This is a genomic window from Streptomyces sp. NPDC051172 (genome assembly GCF_040682555.1).
Classification (GTDB): domain Bacteria; phylum Actinomycetota; class Actinomycetes; order Streptomycetales; family Streptomycetaceae; genus Streptomyces.
Map to the genome: position 1 here is coordinate 39715 of NZ_JBFBBE010000061.1, position 16472 is coordinate 56186.

Annotated in this window: 14 protein-coding genes and 3 pseudogenes; 7 read left to right on the forward strand and 10 right to left on the reverse strand. The window is 67.7% G+C overall.

Annotated elements, in window-relative coordinates; genetic code table 11:
- Window position 1: 1 nt before the first annotated feature.
- From AB0N07_RS30795 to AB0N07_RS30815, 5 genes are all read right to left on the reverse strand, one after another.
- Window positions 2-1489: a bifunctional glycosyltransferase family 2/GtrA family protein gene (locus AB0N07_RS30795; protein WP_365840607.1), complete on the reverse strand. Its 1488-nt coding sequence runs from the start codon at window positions 1487-1489 to the stop codon at window positions 2-4.
- A 14-nt stretch (window positions 1490-1503) separates the two neighbouring features.
- Window positions 1504-3120 carry a HAMP domain-containing sensor histidine kinase gene (locus tag AB0N07_RS30800; protein WP_365840609.1) on the reverse strand — a complete coding sequence of 539 codons (1617 nt, stop codon included), beginning with the start codon at window positions 3118-3120 and terminating at the stop codon, window positions 1504-1506.
- A complete protein-coding gene (locus AB0N07_RS30805) occupies window positions 3117-3857 on the reverse strand; it encodes a response regulator transcription factor (protein WP_311736776.1) in 741 nt (246 codons plus the stop codon). The genes AB0N07_RS30800 and AB0N07_RS30805 overlap by 4 nt, the downstream gene beginning before the upstream one ends.
- 78 nt (window positions 3858-3935) lie before the next feature.
- Window positions 3936-4163, reverse strand: coding sequence for a hypothetical protein (locus tag AB0N07_RS30810; RefSeq protein WP_365840635.1), 228 nt, complete (start codon window positions 4161-4163; stop codon window positions 3936-3938).
- A gap of 974 nt (window positions 4164-5137) precedes the next feature.
- Entirely contained in the window at window positions 5138-6022 is an 885-nt protein-coding gene (locus AB0N07_RS30815) for a DUF2797 domain-containing protein (RefSeq protein ID WP_365840611.1), read from the reverse strand.
- Between the two features lie 63 nt (window positions 6023-6085).
- Here AB0N07_RS30815 and AB0N07_RS30820 point away from each other — a divergent pair.
- From AB0N07_RS30820 to AB0N07_RS30830, 3 genes and pseudogenes are all read left to right on the forward strand, one after another.
- Window positions 6086-6172: pseudogene (locus tag AB0N07_RS30820) on the forward strand (MarR family transcriptional regulator); the annotation flags it as partial.
- Between the two features lie 92 nt (window positions 6173-6264).
- Window positions 6265-6606 (forward strand): hypothetical protein, encoded by a 342-nt coding sequence (locus tag AB0N07_RS30825; protein ID WP_365840613.1) that lies wholly within the window; start codon window positions 6265-6267, stop codon window positions 6604-6606.
- Between the two features lie 112 nt (window positions 6607-6718).
- A complete protein-coding gene (locus AB0N07_RS30830; protein ID WP_365840615.1) occupies window positions 6719-6967 on the forward strand; it encodes a hypothetical protein in 249 nt (82 codons plus the stop codon).
- Between the two features lie 347 nt (window positions 6968-7314).
- Here AB0N07_RS30830 and AB0N07_RS30835 read toward each other — a convergent pair whose 3' ends face one another.
- A complete protein-coding gene (locus AB0N07_RS30835; RefSeq protein ID WP_365840617.1) occupies window positions 7315-7536 on the reverse strand; it encodes a hypothetical protein in 222 nt (73 codons plus the stop codon).
- 326 nt (window positions 7537-7862) lie between these two features.
- Between AB0N07_RS30835 and AB0N07_RS30840 the strand changes: the two genes are divergently transcribed.
- On the forward strand, window positions 7863-10652 hold the full coding sequence (locus AB0N07_RS30840; protein WP_365840619.1) for a PKD domain-containing protein: 2790 nt from the start codon (window positions 7863-7865) through the stop codon (window positions 10650-10652).
- A 511-nt stretch (window positions 10653-11163) separates the two neighbouring features.
- Here the strand turns inward: AB0N07_RS30840 and AB0N07_RS30845 are convergent.
- From AB0N07_RS30845 to AB0N07_RS30860, 4 genes and pseudogenes are all read right to left on the reverse strand, one after another.
- A complete protein-coding gene (locus AB0N07_RS30845) occupies window positions 11164-11559 on the reverse strand; it encodes a hypothetical protein (protein WP_365840621.1) in 396 nt (131 codons plus the stop codon).
- A gap of 101 nt (window positions 11560-11660) precedes the next feature.
- The gene (locus AB0N07_RS30850) at window positions 11661-12164 is read right to left on the reverse strand and encodes a hypothetical protein (protein WP_365840623.1); all 504 of its coding nucleotides are present in this window, start codon (window positions 12162-12164) and stop codon (window positions 11661-11663) included.
- Window positions 12165-13155: 991 nt separating this feature from the next.
- Complete coding sequence (locus AB0N07_RS30855) at window positions 13156-13983, reverse strand: hypothetical protein (protein ID WP_365840625.1); 828 nt, start codon at window positions 13981-13983, stop codon at window positions 13156-13158.
- A gap of 264 nt (window positions 13984-14247) precedes the next feature.
- Window positions 14248-14649: pseudogene (locus AB0N07_RS30860) on the reverse strand (hypothetical protein); the annotation flags it as partial.
- A gap of 17 nt (window positions 14650-14666) precedes the next feature.
- Between AB0N07_RS30860 and AB0N07_RS30865 the strand changes: the two are divergent.
- The 3 genes and pseudogenes from AB0N07_RS30865 to AB0N07_RS30875 all read left to right on the forward strand — a co-directional run.
- A pseudogene (locus AB0N07_RS30865) lies at window positions 14667-15044 on the forward strand (replication initiator); the annotation flags it as partial.
- Window positions 15041-15247 carry a helix-turn-helix domain-containing protein gene (locus tag AB0N07_RS30870; RefSeq protein WP_365840627.1) on the forward strand — a complete coding sequence of 69 codons (207 nt, stop codon included), beginning with the start codon at window positions 15041-15043 and terminating at the stop codon, window positions 15245-15247. The pseudogene AB0N07_RS30865 and the gene AB0N07_RS30870, both read left to right, overlap by 4 nt.
- Window positions 15235-16472 (forward strand): site-specific integrase (locus tag AB0N07_RS30875; protein ID WP_365840629.1); only part of this gene is annotated, 1238 nt, incomplete at its 3' end. The genes AB0N07_RS30870 and AB0N07_RS30875, both read left to right, overlap by 13 nt.

Genomic DNA, 16472 nt, shown 5'->3' on the forward strand with positions numbered 1-16472 from the left:
GTCAGTCCCTCGGCTCGGTGTCGGTCGGGCGCACCGGCGGCAGATGCATGGTGGCGTCCTCCCAGCGCTGGTCCGCGACTTCACCGGCGCGGAACTGGGTGGTCCGGTACGGGTTCTGCGCGACCGGACGCTGCGGGAGCGGCTGGTACGGCTGCGGGTGCTGGGCGTACTGGGCGGCCGTGGTGTACGTCGGCGAGGACGGGCCGGGCTCCGGCGTGTGCGAGGCCACCACGGTGGACGGCTCGCGGTCGCTCTTGTCCGGGAAGACCCAGGCGCGGAAGAGCAGGAAGCGCAGCACGGTCGCCGCGAGGTTGGCGGCGATGAGGACCGCCAGCTCGGTGGAGTGCCCGGGGTCGGACGTCGCCGCGTTCAGGGCGGCGAGCGATCCGCTGGTCAGCGCGAGGCCGATGGCGAAGACGACCAGGCCCTGCGCCTGGTGCCGGACGGCGCCGCCGCTGCCGCGCACTCCGAAGGTGAGGCGCCGGTTGGCCGCCGTATTGGCGATGGCGGAGACCAGCAGGGCCAGCGCGTTGGCGACCTGCGAGCCGCCGAACTGGCGGAAGAGGCTGTAGAGGACGAGATAGAAGAGGGTCGAAAGACCGCCGACCACACAGAACCCGACGAGCTGACGGGCCAGCCCCTTCGGCACGTCCTGGATGTCCCGGTCGCGCGGGTCGTCGCCGAACGGCCGGGTGATCCGGTCCAGCGGCAGCGACCCGGTGGCCAGGGCCTTGCCCACCCGCCACACCCCCTTGAGGTCCTCGGTCGCCGTCCTCACGATGTGGACGGTGGAGTCGGGGTCGTCGACCCAGTCGACGGGCACTTCGTGGATACGGAGCCCCGCGCGCTCGGCGATGACGAGCATCTCGGTGTCGAAGAACCAGCCGGTGTCCTCGACCAGCGGCAGCAGCACCTGCGCGACATCACGCCGGATCGCCTTGAAGCCGCACTGCGCGTCGGAGAAGCGGGCCTGCAGCGAGCCGCGCAGGATCAGGTTGTACGCCCGGCTGATGAACTCCCGCTTGGGCCCGCGCACCACGCGGGAGGAGCGGGCCAGCCGGGAGCCGATCGCCAGGTCCGAGTGGCCGGAGATCAACGGCGCCACCAGCGGCAGCAGGGCGTTGAGGTCGGTGGAGAGGTCCACGTCCATGTAGGCGAGGATCGGCGCCTCGGAGGCGGACCACACGGTCCGCAGGGCGCGACCGCGGCCCTTCTGCTCCAGTCGGAAGGCGGAGACCTCGGGGATCTCCGTCCCCAGCCGCGCCGCCACCAGCGGGGTGGTGTCGGTCGACGCGTTGTCCGCGATCGTGATCCGGAACGCGTACGGGAACGTGCGCTTGAGGTGGTCGTGCAGTCTCAGCACACACGGCTGGAGGTCCTTCTCCTCGTTGTAGACGGGGATCACTACGTCCAGGACAGGCGTACCGGCGTCGCCGGCCGGGAGGTGCTCCCGCGCCGGCAGGGTGCCGGGAGAAGAGTCGGTTCGCATGGGACCGACTCTGGTCAAGTGCCCTGTTGCACCCGTGTGTTGGCACTGTGGTCTGCCTGTGAGTGCGATTGCCAATTCGTTTCGGGGGCCGGGCGGGGCACCACCGGGGCAAGCGCGGGCAGATGCACGGTGAACACCGTGCATCCAGGAACGCTGTCCACGGTCACGGCACCGCCGTGCGCGGTCGCCACGGCCTGCACGATCGCCAGACCGAGGCCGGTCGACCCGGAGGCGCGGGAGCGCGACGAATCACCGCGCGCGAACCGCTCGAAGACATGCGGCAGCAACTCCCCCGGGATCCCCGGACCGTTGTCCTCCACGTCGACACACATCCACGGGCCGCGCCGCTGCACGCGTGCAGTGACCGTCGTACCGGGCGGGGTGTGTTTGCGGGCGTTGCCGAGCAGGTTGACCAGCACCTGCTGGATCCGTGCGGCGTCCGCGGACACGAGGGCGGGCTCGTCCGGCAGGTCGAGCCGCCAGTTGTGGTCCATGCCGGCCGCACGGGAGTCGCTGATCGTGTCGACGACCAGCGGGATGAGGTCGGTCTGCTCGAACTGCAGCGGCCGTCCGGCGTCGAGCCGGGCGAGGAGCAGCAGGTCTTCCACGAGCAGGGTCATACGGCCCGCCTCGGACTCGATACGGCCGAGGGCGTGCCGGGTGTCGGGGCCGACCTGCTCCCTGCCGCGTCTGGTCAGCTCGGCGTACCCGCGGATGGAGGCCAGGGGAGTGCGCAACTCGTGGCTGGCGTCCGCCACGAACTGCCGTACCCGCATCTCACTCTGCTGCCGCGAGTGCAGCGCACCGTGGACATGGTCCAGCATCCGGTTCAGCGCGGCCCCCACCTGCCCGACCTCGGTGTGCGGATCGGTCTCGGACTCCGGAACGCGCTCGCTGAGGTTCACCTCGCCGGTGTGCAGGGGGAGTTCGGAGACACGGGTTGCGGTTGCCGCGACCCTGCGCAGGGGGCGGGTGGCTACGCCTACGAGGACGTAACCGGCGACGACGGCGGCACCGAGGCCGGCGGCGGTGACGCTGACTTCGACGAGGATGAGGGTGTTGATGTTGCCGTCGGTTTCCGCCGTGGGAAAGCCGACGTAGTAGCCGCTCCTGTACTCGACCTGGTATGTGCCGAGCCCAGGAAGGTCCACGGTGTGCGGGTTGCGGTCCCGGGAGACCTGACCGAGGGCGGTCATCTGGGCGCCGGTGAGGTCCCCGGCGCTCATCTCGAAGTTGGCCGAGGACTTGTTGCCGATCTTGCCGTCGGCGACGGAGCCGTTGACGACCTTGGCCGCGAGCGTGCCGGGGGGGTGCTGCGGGCCGTGCCTGACGAACTCACTGAGATCGGTCCGCTTGTGGTTCTGGGTCCGCTGGTTGGCCTGGCCGGGCCCACCACCGTCCCTGCCCCCGTCGGGAGGCCGGAAGTCGCCCGACACAAACTGCACGGCCTCGCCCAACTGTTTGTTCAACTGGCCGTACAGATGCGACCTGAGCGCCAACGTCGTCACCGTACCGATCACCGCACACACCACGGCGATCAGCACCACGGACGCGACGACGAGCCGGGCCCGCAGGGTGCGCGGCTGTCCCGCTCGTCGCTTCTGCGGACGCGGTCGTCGCCGTCCGCTCATGACGCGGCAGGCTTGATCAGATAACCGGCTCCCCGCCGGGTGTGGATCATCGGCTCACGACCGGCGTCGATCTTCCGTCGCAGATACGAGATGTAGAGCTCGACCACATTGGCCTGCCCACCGAAGTCGTACGACCACACCCGGTCGAGTATCTGCGCCTTGCTGAGCACGCGCCGCGGGTTGCGCATCAGGAAGCGCAGCAGCTCGAACTCGGTGGCGGTGAGATGGATGCCCTCCCCGGCCCGGCTGACCTCGTGACTGTCCTCGTCCAACGTCAGGTCACCGACGACGAGCACGGAGTCGGACCGCCGGTCGGCCGCACCGGAACGCCGGATCAGCCCCCGCAGCCGTGCGACGACCTCTTCCAGGCTGAACGGCTTGGTGACGTAGTCGTCGCCACCGGCGGTGAGACCCGCGATCCGGTCCTCGACCGCGTCCTTCGCGGTGAGGAACAGCACCGGCACGTCCGGCAGCTCACGGCGCAGCCGCCCGAGCACGGTGAGCCCGTCCATGTCCGGCAGCATCATGTCGAGAACGACGGCGTCGGGCCGGAACTCCCGCGCGGTCTGGATGGCACCCGTGCCATCCCCCGCACTCCGGATCTGCCATCCCTCGTAGCGAAGGGCCATGGACAGCAGCTCGGTGATCGACATCTCGTCGTCCACCACAAGCACTCGGACGGGGCTCCCGTCCGGCCTCAGCAGTTCGGTGCGCCCCTGGGGCGAGGTCGTGGTCATGGTGGACACACTGTCGGGATCCTCTGAGAGCGCCCTTTCGGCAACCTGTGATTTCCCTGAGAAACGCACAGGCACCTCTCAGGCAAACCCTGGGAACCTCCTGACCTGCCGTACCTGCCTGTGGGCTCTCACCAGCCCCAGCCGCTCCAGGGCATGCAACTGACGGACGTACGGATAAGGGATGTTGGGAAAGTCGCCGCCCAGCAGGATCCGGTCGCGACAACCAGCCGCAGCGGGGATGCCGGGCTTGTGCGGGTAGAGCGTGGCGACGAAGCGACGCACGCCGAACTCCCTGATCAGTGCCACCCGTTCCTCTTGCCCCATTGAGCACTGCGCATCGTGAAGTTGCAGGTCGCGGTTCTGGTGTGCGTGAGGTTCGGGAGGCTCGCCCCGGTCGGAGGCGGGTGTCCACGGTGAGGATCTGACGGGGCAACAATGGGCCACGGTGGGGCCTCTGTTGTCGAGGTCGCACTCCGCGTACCTGGCCGTGGCCCGTGAACCGTGCGACGCCATCCCGCGTTACGGCACGCGCAGCCTGGTGCTGGGAGAGATTCTCTCGGGGCGTTACCAGAGAGCGGCTGTCGGGGAATCGGGAGCAGGAACACAGGTATTTCCGCTCGTCGGAGACATGGCAGGACGATTCCGTCGGGTCACACGATTGGCGGCGCCCGAGATGAAACCTGCCGCAGGAGTCTGCAGAGTGATGGACAAGAAGGCAAAACCCCAAACACGCCTGGAGATATCCATGTCACGAATACTCGCGATCAGTGCCGTCCTTGGCTTCGCTATCGCAACGGCGACTGCCACGGCCGGATCCGCGATGGCCGCTCCGTCCGTCCTCCACACCGCCACAAAGGCCACAACGGTCCAGTCCAGCCCGATCGCCTATCGGCACGGCGGAGACGATGGCGACTGCAACGGTGTCGGCAACCAGTGTGCATGACACCTATCCCCGCGTGAGATAGGGAAAGGCAGAGGAGGATGGCTTTATGCCTGTCATTTCCTCCTCTGTCTCCCCAGACCCAGATCCAGGGGAGGCAGCCTGCTACAGCCGGAGTAGCCCAGAGGATAGTCGGGTTTGCTAATTGACTGCTCATCTTGGTTGTTGAAATAGTGGTTGCCGCTCGTGGCCGGCGGCCGATATCCAGCTCCGCCCAGATCCTCTTGCCGACGACGAGCCTCTCAACGGCCCACCGGTCGGCCCGCGTCTGGACGATGGTGAGACCCCGACCGAGTGGCCGAGGCGCCGCACGCCGGCCCGTCCAGGTTCGACCGACAACTCAGAACAAGCCGTCCTGCGGGCTGGACCCACACTTGAACTCCTTTACCGGAAGGGTGAGTTCGCCCTCTCCTACAGGTCCCTCGACAGGAAGCAACTCCCACCCCCGCATCAACCGCGTGTCCAGCACAACGACGCGTCCCCCGGTCACCAGATGCAGATCCGGCCCGGCCGCAGCAACCAACCGCCCGCTCACCGCCCCGCCCGCGACAAGCTCGGTCACCTCGCCGACGGCGGCCGGCAGGTCGGCGAGGCCGAACACCTCGGCGTGATCGACCGGTTGGCAGGGCTCACGGGCGAGCGACTCCGGCCAGCCGTCGAGTGCGAGCGCCCGCCCGTGCAACCCCTCGACCTCTGCCGCCCGCTCCGCCTGCGCCACCGGCAACCCGGACCGCACTGCCCGCTTCTCGGCGTACGGAATCCGGTCCGGCACCTGGAGCGCGGCCCGCAGCAACTCCTCGGTGCGCCGCGCCGCCATCAGCGGCCCCACCCCCAGCCAGCTGAAGCACACCGCACCCTGCTCAAGCAGCCGTGCGGAGCCCCGCTCCTCGGCCGTGATCCCGACCTTGACCATGCCGGGCCCGAACCACGCCAGATACACGTGGTACGGCCGCGGGTCGTCCGCGATCGTGTCGGCCGCCACCGAGTGCGCCCGGTCCAGCCGTGCACACTCCCCGCACCGCGCCCCCGTACTCCGCCCCGGCACGACCGCCCGTACCGGACACGCATGTCCACGCGCGCCCGCACATGTCCGCACACCCCCGTCCGCGACCCCGAAGGCCACCCGTTTCCCCCACGGCAGCGAGCTCACCCGCCCGCCGTCCCACACCAGCACGGGACCGTCCCCCGACCACCGCAGTCCCGTGCATTTCCATGACTGTGCCATCGCTCACGAGAGTAAGTGGGGGCACTGACAACGGCCTGGCGCGGCAGGAAGGGGACACCGACCCTCAACCGCCTGGAACGCGCCGGCTACGTCACCTGCCGTCCCGACCCGGCGGACCGACGCCAGGTCCGCCCAGCCGCCCGGTCGGACACGGAGGCCGGCGCCTGCGAGGTCTGCGCCCGCCTGAACACACTAACGGAAACCGCCATGAAGCCGCTCCCGCCCTCCCGGACGGGCACACCATGGACGACCCGACGGACGACCTGACCGAGGAGCACCTCCACGAGAACGACCTCGCCCCGCTGCTCGCCGCCTGGGACCTGGCACACCCGGTCCTCGCCGACCCCGAGCGGCGGCACCCGCTGGACGAGATCTCCCGTCCCCGCACCACTCAGGCCTTCCACCGCCTGGCGGCCGCCGCTTGCACTCGTCCAGATGTGTCCGCCCATCTGTGTCGGTGTCAGATCCCGAAGAGACACGAGGCCCTGAAATCCTTCGAGGCCTCAAATGTGTGTGAAATCAACAGGATTCGGGCCTGCTACGTGACCGGAGCAACGATGCCTGGTTCGCCCGGTTGCGCGTAATTGACCCCTTATGCCAGCTCCGGAGAGCGCGGCGGGACATATCGGATTAGCCTCCCAAATGAGCGCTTAGTGGATCTTTGATGGCGCGCTCCATTCGACCCAAGGAGGAGTCATGCGCAAGCTTCACAAGGCCGCTGTTGCGGCCGCCATCCTCGGTAGCTTCACCCTCATAGCCACCGGCACCGCCACCGCCCAGCCCGCCAGCCCCATGCATGAAGGAGGCGGGTGCAGGTCCCACGACCTGAATGTCGACATCCTCGGCCAGGTCGGACTGCTCAACGGCCTCCTGGGCAATGCGCTCAACGGTGAGGGCAACGCGGGCGGCCAGAACAACCACGTCGGCTCCAGTACCTGCGAATAGGTGGCCACTGATCGCGTCACGTAGCTGACCGACTTGGGTCTCGGCGCCCGGAGCACAGCTCCGGGCGCCGAGCGCTGTGTCCACCCCCGGGCCACCGCCCCCCGAAACGCAAGAAGCCCCGGATCTCTCCGGGGCCTCTCACCTGTGTGCACTCGGCAGGATTCGAACCTGCAACCTTCTGATCCGTAGCTCTGTAGAGATCGGTCTTTGACGGCCATACAGGTCGCTCGACGGCCTCTGCAGGACACTGCTGGGCGAGGACGGTTGCTGTACCGCAGTTCCTCGGGCCTGGTCCGGACAACGTCCCATCAGGCACCTGCGGGAGCATGGGCGGTTGTGTGGCCTCGCTATGACGAGGCATTCGGGTTACGGCGGCCGGCCAGTCGACGCCAGGCAGATCCACCGTCGCGGTAGGTGTCAATGCCCACTACCAGCAACAAGACGCCGATCACTGGGCCCAACAGGTCCATGACGGCATCCAGACGATCTACGACCTTCGACAGGTTGGCCACGTGTTGATCGTGACAGGCCAACGCGGTACCTGCACAGAGCTGCTCGGCTGCTTTCACCGTGGCTCCCCGCTATTTCTCGCTCCATCTGGTGCGGTTGTGGTGCGGTGCTCAGACCAGGGGGAACGAGTCGGCCCTGTCGTGAGCGGACTGTCGAGAGAGGGCGCTTCTCCAACTCCGTGACGACCGCCATCCAGCAAGCAGGCCCGGGGCGGCCAAGATCGGGTAAAAGGCGCCCGCTCAACTGTTCGCCTTCCTATAGCTGATCTAGTCTCGCTTCAGCTCCAGCGGACAGCTGACTGGATGTGACAGGCCGTGCGCGTCGGCGATCCTGCGCCCTCACCGGCCAGGGGGGAGCGCACCCGGTGCGCCACGGACAACCACTCGTGACATCCGCCGTTTTGGCGGTCCTGCTCAGCGGCCTCGGCACCAGCACAGCTCATGCGGACACCGGCACGGCCCTGTACGTCGACAACCTCGCCGCCAACTGCAGCGACACCGGCCCCGGCTCGCAGGCGGAGCCCTTCTGCCAGATCGAGCCGGCCGCGCAGGCCGCGATTGCGGGCGACATCGTTCACATCGCGGGCAACAACACCGTCTACGCCCCGGTGACCATATCGAGCAAGGGCACGGCAGACGCGCCCGTCAGATTCTTCGCCGCAGCCAGCACCGGAACAGAGGTCAAGGTGGCGGGCGGGCTGACGACGGGGATCACCTTCTCGGGCGCCCAGTACGTCGACATGGCCGGTATCTATGCCTCGGCGAGCGGAACCACTGCCCTGGCCTTCGCGGACTCACAGCACATCACCTACCGCCTCGCCACCGTCGGAACCGGCCTCCACACGGCGGCGACCATCCCGGCGATCACGGTCGACGGTTCCTCCTCGGGTATCGCGCTCACCCGGGACCTGGTCTTCCAGTCGGGCGGGCCGGTCTTCGCCAGCGGGGCCGGAGCACAGGACGTCACGCTCTCCGACGACCGCTTCGCCGGGACCGTGCATGGCGGCGTCACGGCCGTGGGCACCACCGGCATCCACCTCGCCGGCGACACCATCTCGACGGTGTGCGGGAACGCGATCAGCCTGACCGACGGCAGCTCCGGGTCGGTGGAGAACACCGTCGTGATGCCCGCCACGACCACTACCTGCTCCGACACCGGCACACCGGCCGAGATCACGGTGGACGCCGCCTCCGCCGCGCAGGTCACCGAGGACTACAACGCGGTCAACCCGCTGTCGACCGGCACCGACTACGACTGGGGCGGCACCGCCTACGCCACCAGCCAGGCCCTTCGGAACGGCACCGGGCAGGGCGCCCACGACCTGGACCAGACGGACCTGACCATCCCGGTGACGGAGTGGCTGACGGAGCACTCCCCGCTCATCGACTCGGGCGACGCCAACGCCCCCGGAGAACTCTCCACGGACTACTACGGCAAACCCAGGGTCAACGACCCTCTGGTCGCGGACACCGGCACGGGTGACAGCTCGTACGACCGGGGCGCCATGGAGTTCCAGGACCCGTTCAAAGTTGGCGGAATCGCCATGTCACCGAACTACACCGCCTACGTCGGGGTACCGACCACCTTCACCGCCAAGGTGAGCAACCCGTGGTCGGACTCGCTGGACGGCGCGAGTTACGCGTTCGACTTCGGCGACGGCACCACGACCACGTCGTCCACCGGTTCCGCGACACACACTTACACGCAGGACTCCGGTAGCGGCTACCTCCAGGCAGCGGTAGACGTGGACAGAGCCGACGGCACCCGGATCGGCACCGGCGGGTTCATCAACTTCGCGGTCACCCAGCCGCCCGGGCCCGACGCGGGCCTCTCATGCGGCCAGGACCCGTCCGAACCCCGCACCGCGGGCTGCGCGTTCACCGCGACCGGCTACTACCAGATGACCAGCGACCGGATCACTTTCGGCGACGGATCGGCGGCTGTCACAGTCACCGGCTCCAGCGGCTACACCGCTCACACCTACGCCACCGCCGGCACGTACACCGTCACGCAGCACATCACCGACTCCGACGGACGTACCGCCACGGCGACCACCACGGCGACCGTCGGCCCCTCCTACGTGGTCACGAGCCCGAAGCGCATTCTGGACACCCGCCATGGCACGGGCGCACCCCAGCGGCCGGTCGGTCCCGGCGGCGTGGTGCGCCTGAAGGTTCTCGGCGTGGGCGGCATCCCGACCTCGGGAGTGACCGCGGTGACCATGAACGTCACCGACGTCGACGCCACCGCGAGCAGCTACGTCACGGTGTACCCGGACGGCACCAGTCGCCCGACCGCCTCCAACCTGAACTTCACTGCCGGGCGGGTCAACCCGAACCTGGTCACGGTCCGCGTCGGCAGCGACGGCTACGTCGACCTCTACAACGCACACGGCGACGTCGACCTCATCGCCGACGTGCAGGGCTACTTCACCAGCGTGCCCAGGACCGGTGCACACCTGAGCGGCCTGTCACCCCTCACCACACCCGAGCGGATCCTGGACACCCGCTACGGCATCGGCGCCCCCAAGGGCAAGGTCGCGCCGGGCAGCACCACGACCGTCACCCTGCCCCGCGAGGCTTCTTCCGCGGTGGCCGCCGCCCTCAACGTCACTGCGACGGGAGGCACCAGCGGCGGCGTGGTCACCGTCTACTGCGGAAGCCGTCCCAGCACATCGAACCTCAACTACCGCACCGGGCAGACCGTCTCCAACCTGGTGGTCACGCCCGTCTGCAGCGGCAAGATCGAGATCTACAACAGCGGCGGACACGTCAACCTGATCGCGGACCTCCAGAGCCTCTACACCACAGGCGGAGGCCCGTTCGTACCGACCAGTCCCACCCGCTTTCTCGACACACGCAACGGCACTGGTGCCCCGGCTGAGCCGCTGGGCGCGGACGGCACCCTCACGGTGAAGGTCGCCGGGGTCGACGGCGTCCCTGCGGACGCCGGCGCGGTACTGGTCAACCTCACCGGTGTCGGGCCGACCACCGTCACGCATCTGACGGCCTACGGCGACGGCAGCCTGCCGAACGTCTACAACGACAACCTGGCCGCCGGAGAGACCCGCCCTGTCCTGGCCGTGCTCCCGGTCGGCGCCGACGGCTGCATCCGCATCAACAATGCTCAGGGAGCCGTCAACGTCATCGCCGACCTGGAGGGGTACTACGGCTGACCGACTCCAGTCCCGTGAGTCAGCCACCAGAACGCTACGCCGGATGGGGTGCACGCTTTCCAAGTCTGTTGGTGGGGTCAAGGGGTGCGGCCCCGGCCGTTCACCTGCGTTCATGGACGGACGAACGCCGGGGCTGCCACTACCGATGGACCCGTCTGTACGGCGGTGAACCTGGCTGAATGAGACGGAAACTGAGACGGCCTGGCACGGAGCCAGACCGTCTCTACCTGGTGCAACCTTCTGATCCGTAGGATCGGGCAGGCTGTTGGGCGGGGGCTCCGCCCTCCCCCCGGCTGATCGCTGATGGCCGTGATCAACGGCGTCGTTGCCGTCAGCTTGGAGCGGCGCCATGGCCTAACGACCTTGTCAGGACCGCTCTCTTCAGTCCCTCGGCCACATCCCTCACCGTCCACCCCTGACGGAGCAGGTATAGCGCACCGCCTCCCGCCTCGCGCGGGGGACGTGGTCCGGGACCATGGTGCGACGCCCTGCTGGAGGTCACTCGTGGCCTCTAGGAACGTTCGCCGCCTCCGGAGGAACGGCTGCCTCGGCCGGTCCCACCGGCGGGTTCATGAGTGGGGCCTTTTCGGGAGTCCGCGTGGTGGGTCAGCACCTTCATGATCTCCGAGGCCAGTACTTCCGACAGAGCGGGTGCGAGAGCGTCTGCCAGTGCGGTCGCGAGGGTCTGCGCAAAGAGCACCCTTTCCAGTTCCGAGGAACGGGAGGACGGCTGAGACAGGGACGCCACGGCCGCCTCCATCAGGGCCCCCGCAAGCGGGTCCTTCCCATGCTTCACACCGACGCCGGTATGGGGGATTCCGGCATCACGCACCATTTCATCGAAGATCTCGTCGATGAAGCTCTCCAAGGGATCCCGTTCCGATTGTCCGCCGGACTCAGCTGCCATGGTCGTTCCTCATGTCCTCATGTCTCGATTTCCCTATGGGACCCGCCCCCCGATTCCTGCGACTGCCGGGGCCCGGGGGGCAGGGGTGTCGCCGTTTTCGTTCAGCGGCGCATCAGCGCGGCGAGCAGAAGCGGATGCTCGATCAGCGACTCACCGCGCTCCCGACGACGGTGCATCAGCGCCGCGAGCAGAAGCGGATGCTCGATACCCGACTCCTCACCGCCCTCCTCATGACGGCGGTGCATCAGCGCGGCGAGCAGGAGGGGGTGCTCGATGAGCGACTCACCGCGCTCCCGACGGCGGTTCATGAGCGCGGCGAGCAGGAGGGGGTGCTCGATGCCCGACTCCTCACCACGCTCCTTACGACGCGCGAGCGCGGCGAGCAGAAGGGGGTGCTCGATGCCCGACTCCTCACCACCCTCCTTACGACGCCGCATGAGCGCGGCGAGCAGAAGCGGGTGCTCGATGATCGGTTCCTCACCACGCTCCTCGCGCCGTGCGAGAAGCGCGGCCAGCAGAAGCGGTCCGAAGGCGGATTCCTCACCCAGCTCTTCCTGGCCTACCCCGGCCTTTTCCTGAGTGGGGGTCTCCGTCGTTGCCGTCATGGCTCTCTCTTTCTTTGACGCATGACTCAGCGGAACGCTCGGCTGTCACAAGCTTCGCGCTCCGCCCTTCAGCGCCATCGTTGAGGCGCGCAAAGCCGACCGCACTTGGATCATGCGCCAGATGGCCGCACAATTCCCGAGAACTCGCGGTATTCGAAATCGAGGGTTACGGAGCGCAGAAATGAGGGAACGACCACGGTTCCAGCCTGCCCGCGCAGAGTGCGATGCTGTGGCGGCACCAGCCCGAAACGGGCGGGCTTCAGCGTGGTAGAGCGCCGGAGTGTAGCGAGCGCTATGGCCGCAGCCTTCCGCTCGCAACCCTAGTTGATCGCCCGGCTGGCCCACCAGGCCCCATTCCCCTTCTCGGTATCGCCGCCGGCCACACCGGCCGGCGGCGATACGGGGTCATCGGAGCTCCCGGAGCAGAGCGAGCCGACGTTTGAACTCGTCCGCGTCGATCTCCCCGCGTGTGAACCGCTTGGCGAGCACGTTCTCGGCTCGTCGGTCCTGCCCCATCTTCGTCCGGTGGTGGAGGCGGGCCGGGCTACTAATACTCAAGCCCACCACTCACCCCAGCTCCCATCCCGTCCGCCGTCGACCCACACACCGTGGAGCGGGTGTGGTTCATGGCGTCCAGGTGGAGCGCGCCACTGTACGAACGACCTGGACGCCATGGGCCGCGTCTGCTCGGCTCTGCCTGGGTCGACGGTGGACGGGATGGGAGCCACTCCACGCATGCCACAGCGGACCCGCAGTCGGGAACGGCGCCCCCCATCCCGGTGCCGGCCGATCCCCCGCCGGAGGCATCGTTCTGACCGTGGCCGCTCCCGTGCGCAAGTCGCCTCGTGGCCTTCGGCTCGCTGCTATGCGCGCGGCACGGACACCGGCCGGGCTGGAGCGGGGCGGAGACAGGAGCGCAGGCCCGGCCGGGGGCCGGGCCGCGCGCGGTGAGCGGAGCGAGCCGCCTTGAACCAGTAGAGAAAGTTGCAACTCACTGCTGAGTCATCGCGTTGGGGTCGTTCCATACGAGAGCCGTGTACTCCAGATGGTCGCTGTTCCAGTCAGCCGCGTCTTTGCTACTCACGGACGTTACCCGCAGCAGTGCGATGCGACCCTTGTACGTTCGGAAGCACACGGAGTCCCCGACACCCACAGGGATGTTGGTGGCACTGTCTCCGCCTTCCGTAGCAGTAGGCCCAGAAAGAAGGTCTACGCAGCCTTTCGCGTCATTGACCGAATGGTCAGTTGATACTGAAGCAATGGTCTGACCGTTGGTCAGACGAATGTCGATCTTGCTGCCTTCCGGTTGGCCGGTTCGAAGGTCTTCGTCCACTCCATTGCCGTATGGCGGCATGGGTGCCGGCGGAGCTGCGTCGAAGTCGACGGCGTGATCGCCGTAGCCGAGGGAGCCACTGTGCTTGCTGTACAGGGTGTAAGCGTCGCTGCCCGTGTCCTGTGACACGTCCGGGCTGGACGAGTCGTCCACAATGGCGTCGCTGCTGACAGTGGCGGAAGCCGTGGCTGGCTCTGCAGAATCCGGCGGGGCAGTGTCTGTGTCGCTCTGAGTTGGTGTAGGACTCTGGGACTCCTTCTCGTCCGCTGTACTTGTCTTGCCCGATCCGTCAGAGGTCTGCCCCGTATAGATAAGGACAGCTCCCGCCGCGATGACTACGACCCCGAGTAGAGCTGTGGCTACCCGGGCCCGCGGATGCATGTCTTTGATGACGGGCACCCATTTGACGGGCTGAGTCCCGCCGACCAGGCCGACGATGAAAATCAGGAGTCCTACACCGAGCAGCGAAATGATCGCCTGCTGCACGCTCCGCCCCCCTTCTCCCGGATACCCCGCTTTGCGGAGATCTCCGTGCGTGACGCGACATCCTGCCAGTCTGGGCGGCCACGTGCGTGCAGGCTTTGCGAAATCGTGTCACTCCGCCCCGAATCGGCAGCCGGTAGCGGAGGGTTTCATGCTCCCCCGCCCTGGCGCGCCCCGCTACGACCAAGGCAGACGAGCCGCACGCCGCACCCGAAGAGCTGCTCAATGCGCATGTCGGCGAGTTCGATGCGAAAAGCCTTTCCCGTTTCACTCGTTCGATTTGAAAGTCGACGCGACGCCGCACTTGGACACGCGGGGATTGAAGTCATCTACGCAGGCTGGGAGTTCGACGCGCTCGCCGTGCGCGAGTGGCAGGAAGATCACTGGGCGGACGGTCCAGGTGATGCGGGTGCTGCTGTGGGTCACTGAGACCTGGCAGGGGTGTCCGCGAAGAAGGGCCTGCCGTGTCGTTATGCGGCCTTGGTACAGCCACCCCCATGCCTCATCTGAGGCTGCGGGGTCGAGTGCAGGAGAGATCGTGCGCAGTGCGACTGCCACCCATCTGTCGGCCTGAGGAGCGGAGTACGCGTCGAAGGATGCCCGGAGCGTCGGCCGCTCCGGTTCTGCAAGTTCGTGGGTCCAGCATTCACACCAGTAGCCGTGACGCGCTTCGGTGCTCTCGACCGCCCCTGAAGTTCGCCGCCGAACTCGCCCAACTCGACATCAGCGACCACGCCCGCCGCCTGATCCGCACCGCCTGGGACCTGGGCGCACGCAAGAGCCTCGAACACCTCCGCCTGCGCGCCTGGGCCCACATGCTCGGCTTCCGCGGCCACTTCTCCACCAAATCCCGCCGCTACTCCACCACCCTCGGCGCCCTCCGCGACGCCCGCGCCGAATGGCGCCGAGCGCAAGCAGCCGCCGCACATCCCGAGCGCGGCAGCGACACGACGTACGTCCTCGCGCACTGGGTCTTCGCCGGAACCGGCCTGTCCTCCGCCGAAGCCTGGCTTGCCGCATCCCTCGAACCCGCCCCCGGAACGGAAGGAGAACCGACCAAGTGACCACGGTGACGATCCAGCGCAAGTGGCACACGACGGCCGAGGTCGCCGAGATGCTCGGCTTCGGCCTCTCCAAGACAAAGGCGCTCGTCCTAAGCGGCGAGATCCGTTCTGTGAAGGTCGGCCGCAACCGGCGCATCCTCCCCGCTTGGGTCGACGAATACGTGAACCGCTGCGCGGCCGATGACGAGGGATGGGCGGCATGAGCGGGAAGCGAGCCAACGGGGAAGGGTCCATCTACCCGTACAAGAGCGGCTTCGCAGCCTACGTCTGGGTCACCACCCCAGAGGGCGACCGCAAGCGGAAGTACGTCTATGGCAAGACTCGTGACGAGACCCACGAGAAGTGGATCAAGCTTCACAACGAAGCCACCAAGGGCCCCGTACAGACCCGTCACCGCACGGTGGCGGCGTTCCTCTCCTACTGGCTCGACTCGATCGTGAAGCCCAACCTCGCCCCGCTGTCGTACGTCTCGTACGAGGGCTCGGTGCGGCTCTACATCGTCCCGCACCTCGGCGCAAAGCGGCTCGACAAGCTGACCGTCCGGGACGTACGCGAGTGGCTGACCAAATTGGCCGGCATCTGCCAGTGCTGCACACAGGGCAAGGACGCCAAGCGGCCCAGAGACCGGCAGCGCTGCTGTGCCATCGGGGAGTGCTGTGAGGCACATCCGTCCCGACGCGTGATCCAGGCAGCGCGCGACGCCCTGCGGGCCGCACTCACCCACGCCGTGACCGAGGAGGAGACCAGCAAGAACGTGGCCTCTCTGGTCAGGGTCCCGAAACCTCGTCGTCGCAGGATCAAGCCGTGGTCGGTCGTCGAGGCGGGGCGCTTCCTCGCCGATTCCGTCGCGCGGGAAGATCCGCTGTTCGCGGCCTGGGTCCTGGTGCTCTGCCTCGGGCTCCGCCGTGGCGAAGTCCTCGGGCTCACCTGGAAGTCCATCGACTTCGAGAGCGGTGAGCTGTACATGGATCACCAGATCCAGCGCGCGGGCCGTCAGATCCTCCACCGGGAGACCAAGACCGAGGAGTCGGACGACTTCCTTCCCCTCCCGCAGTTCTGCCTCAAGGCACTCCGCATGCGCCGCGCTCAACAGACCGGTGACCAGAAGGCGGCCGGGGAGCTCTGGCAGGGCACCCGCGACCTGGTCTTCACCACGAAGTACGGGACGCCGATCGAACCCGGCAACCTCACCCGCATGTTCGCCCTGCGCGCCCGACGTGCCGGTCTCCGGGTCATCCCGCTCCGGAACACCCGGCACACCTGCAGCTCGCTCCTGGTCGCCCTGAAGGTCCACCCGAAGGTGGCTCAACGCATCCTCCGCCACTCACAGATCGCCATTGGTAGTTGGAGGCGCGGTGCCCTTGCAGGCCCGGTTCCTCCGTCCCCTTTCAATCCGTGCGTGCGGTTTTCCCGCACACGGCTTACCGA

Bases quoted from the DNA above. Each gene is read 5' to 3' on its own strand.
- AB0N07_RS30845 (WP_365840621.1), bottom strand. From the start codon at position 11,559: ATGGCAGCTGAGTCCGGCGGACAATCGGAACGGGATCCCTTGGAGAGC.
- AB0N07_RS30800 (WP_365840609.1), bottom strand. From the start codon at position 3,120: ATGAGCGGACGGCGACGACCGCGTCCGCAGAAGCGACGAGCGGGACAG.
- AB0N07_RS30830 (WP_365840615.1), top strand. From the start codon at position 6,719: ATGCGCAAGCTTCACAAGGCCGCTGTTGCGGCCGCCATCCTCGGTAGC.
- AB0N07_RS30850 (WP_365840623.1), bottom strand. From the start codon at position 12,164: ATGACGGCAACGACGGAGACCCCCACTCAGGAAAAGGCCGGGGTAGGC.
- AB0N07_RS30815 (WP_365840611.1), bottom strand. From the start codon at position 6,022: ATGGCACAGTCATGGAAATGCACGGGACTGCGGTGGTCGGGGGACGGT.
- AB0N07_RS30795 (WP_365840607.1), bottom strand. From the start codon at position 1,489: ATGCGAACCGACTCTTCTCCCGGCACCCTGCCGGCGCGGGAGCACCTC.
- AB0N07_RS30805 (WP_311736776.1), bottom strand. From the start codon at position 3,857: ATGACCACGACCTCGCCCCAGGGGCGCACCGAACTGCTGAGGCCGGAC.
- AB0N07_RS30825 (WP_365840613.1), top strand. From the start codon at position 6,265: ATGGACGACCCGACGGACGACCTGACCGAGGAGCACCTCCACGAGAAC.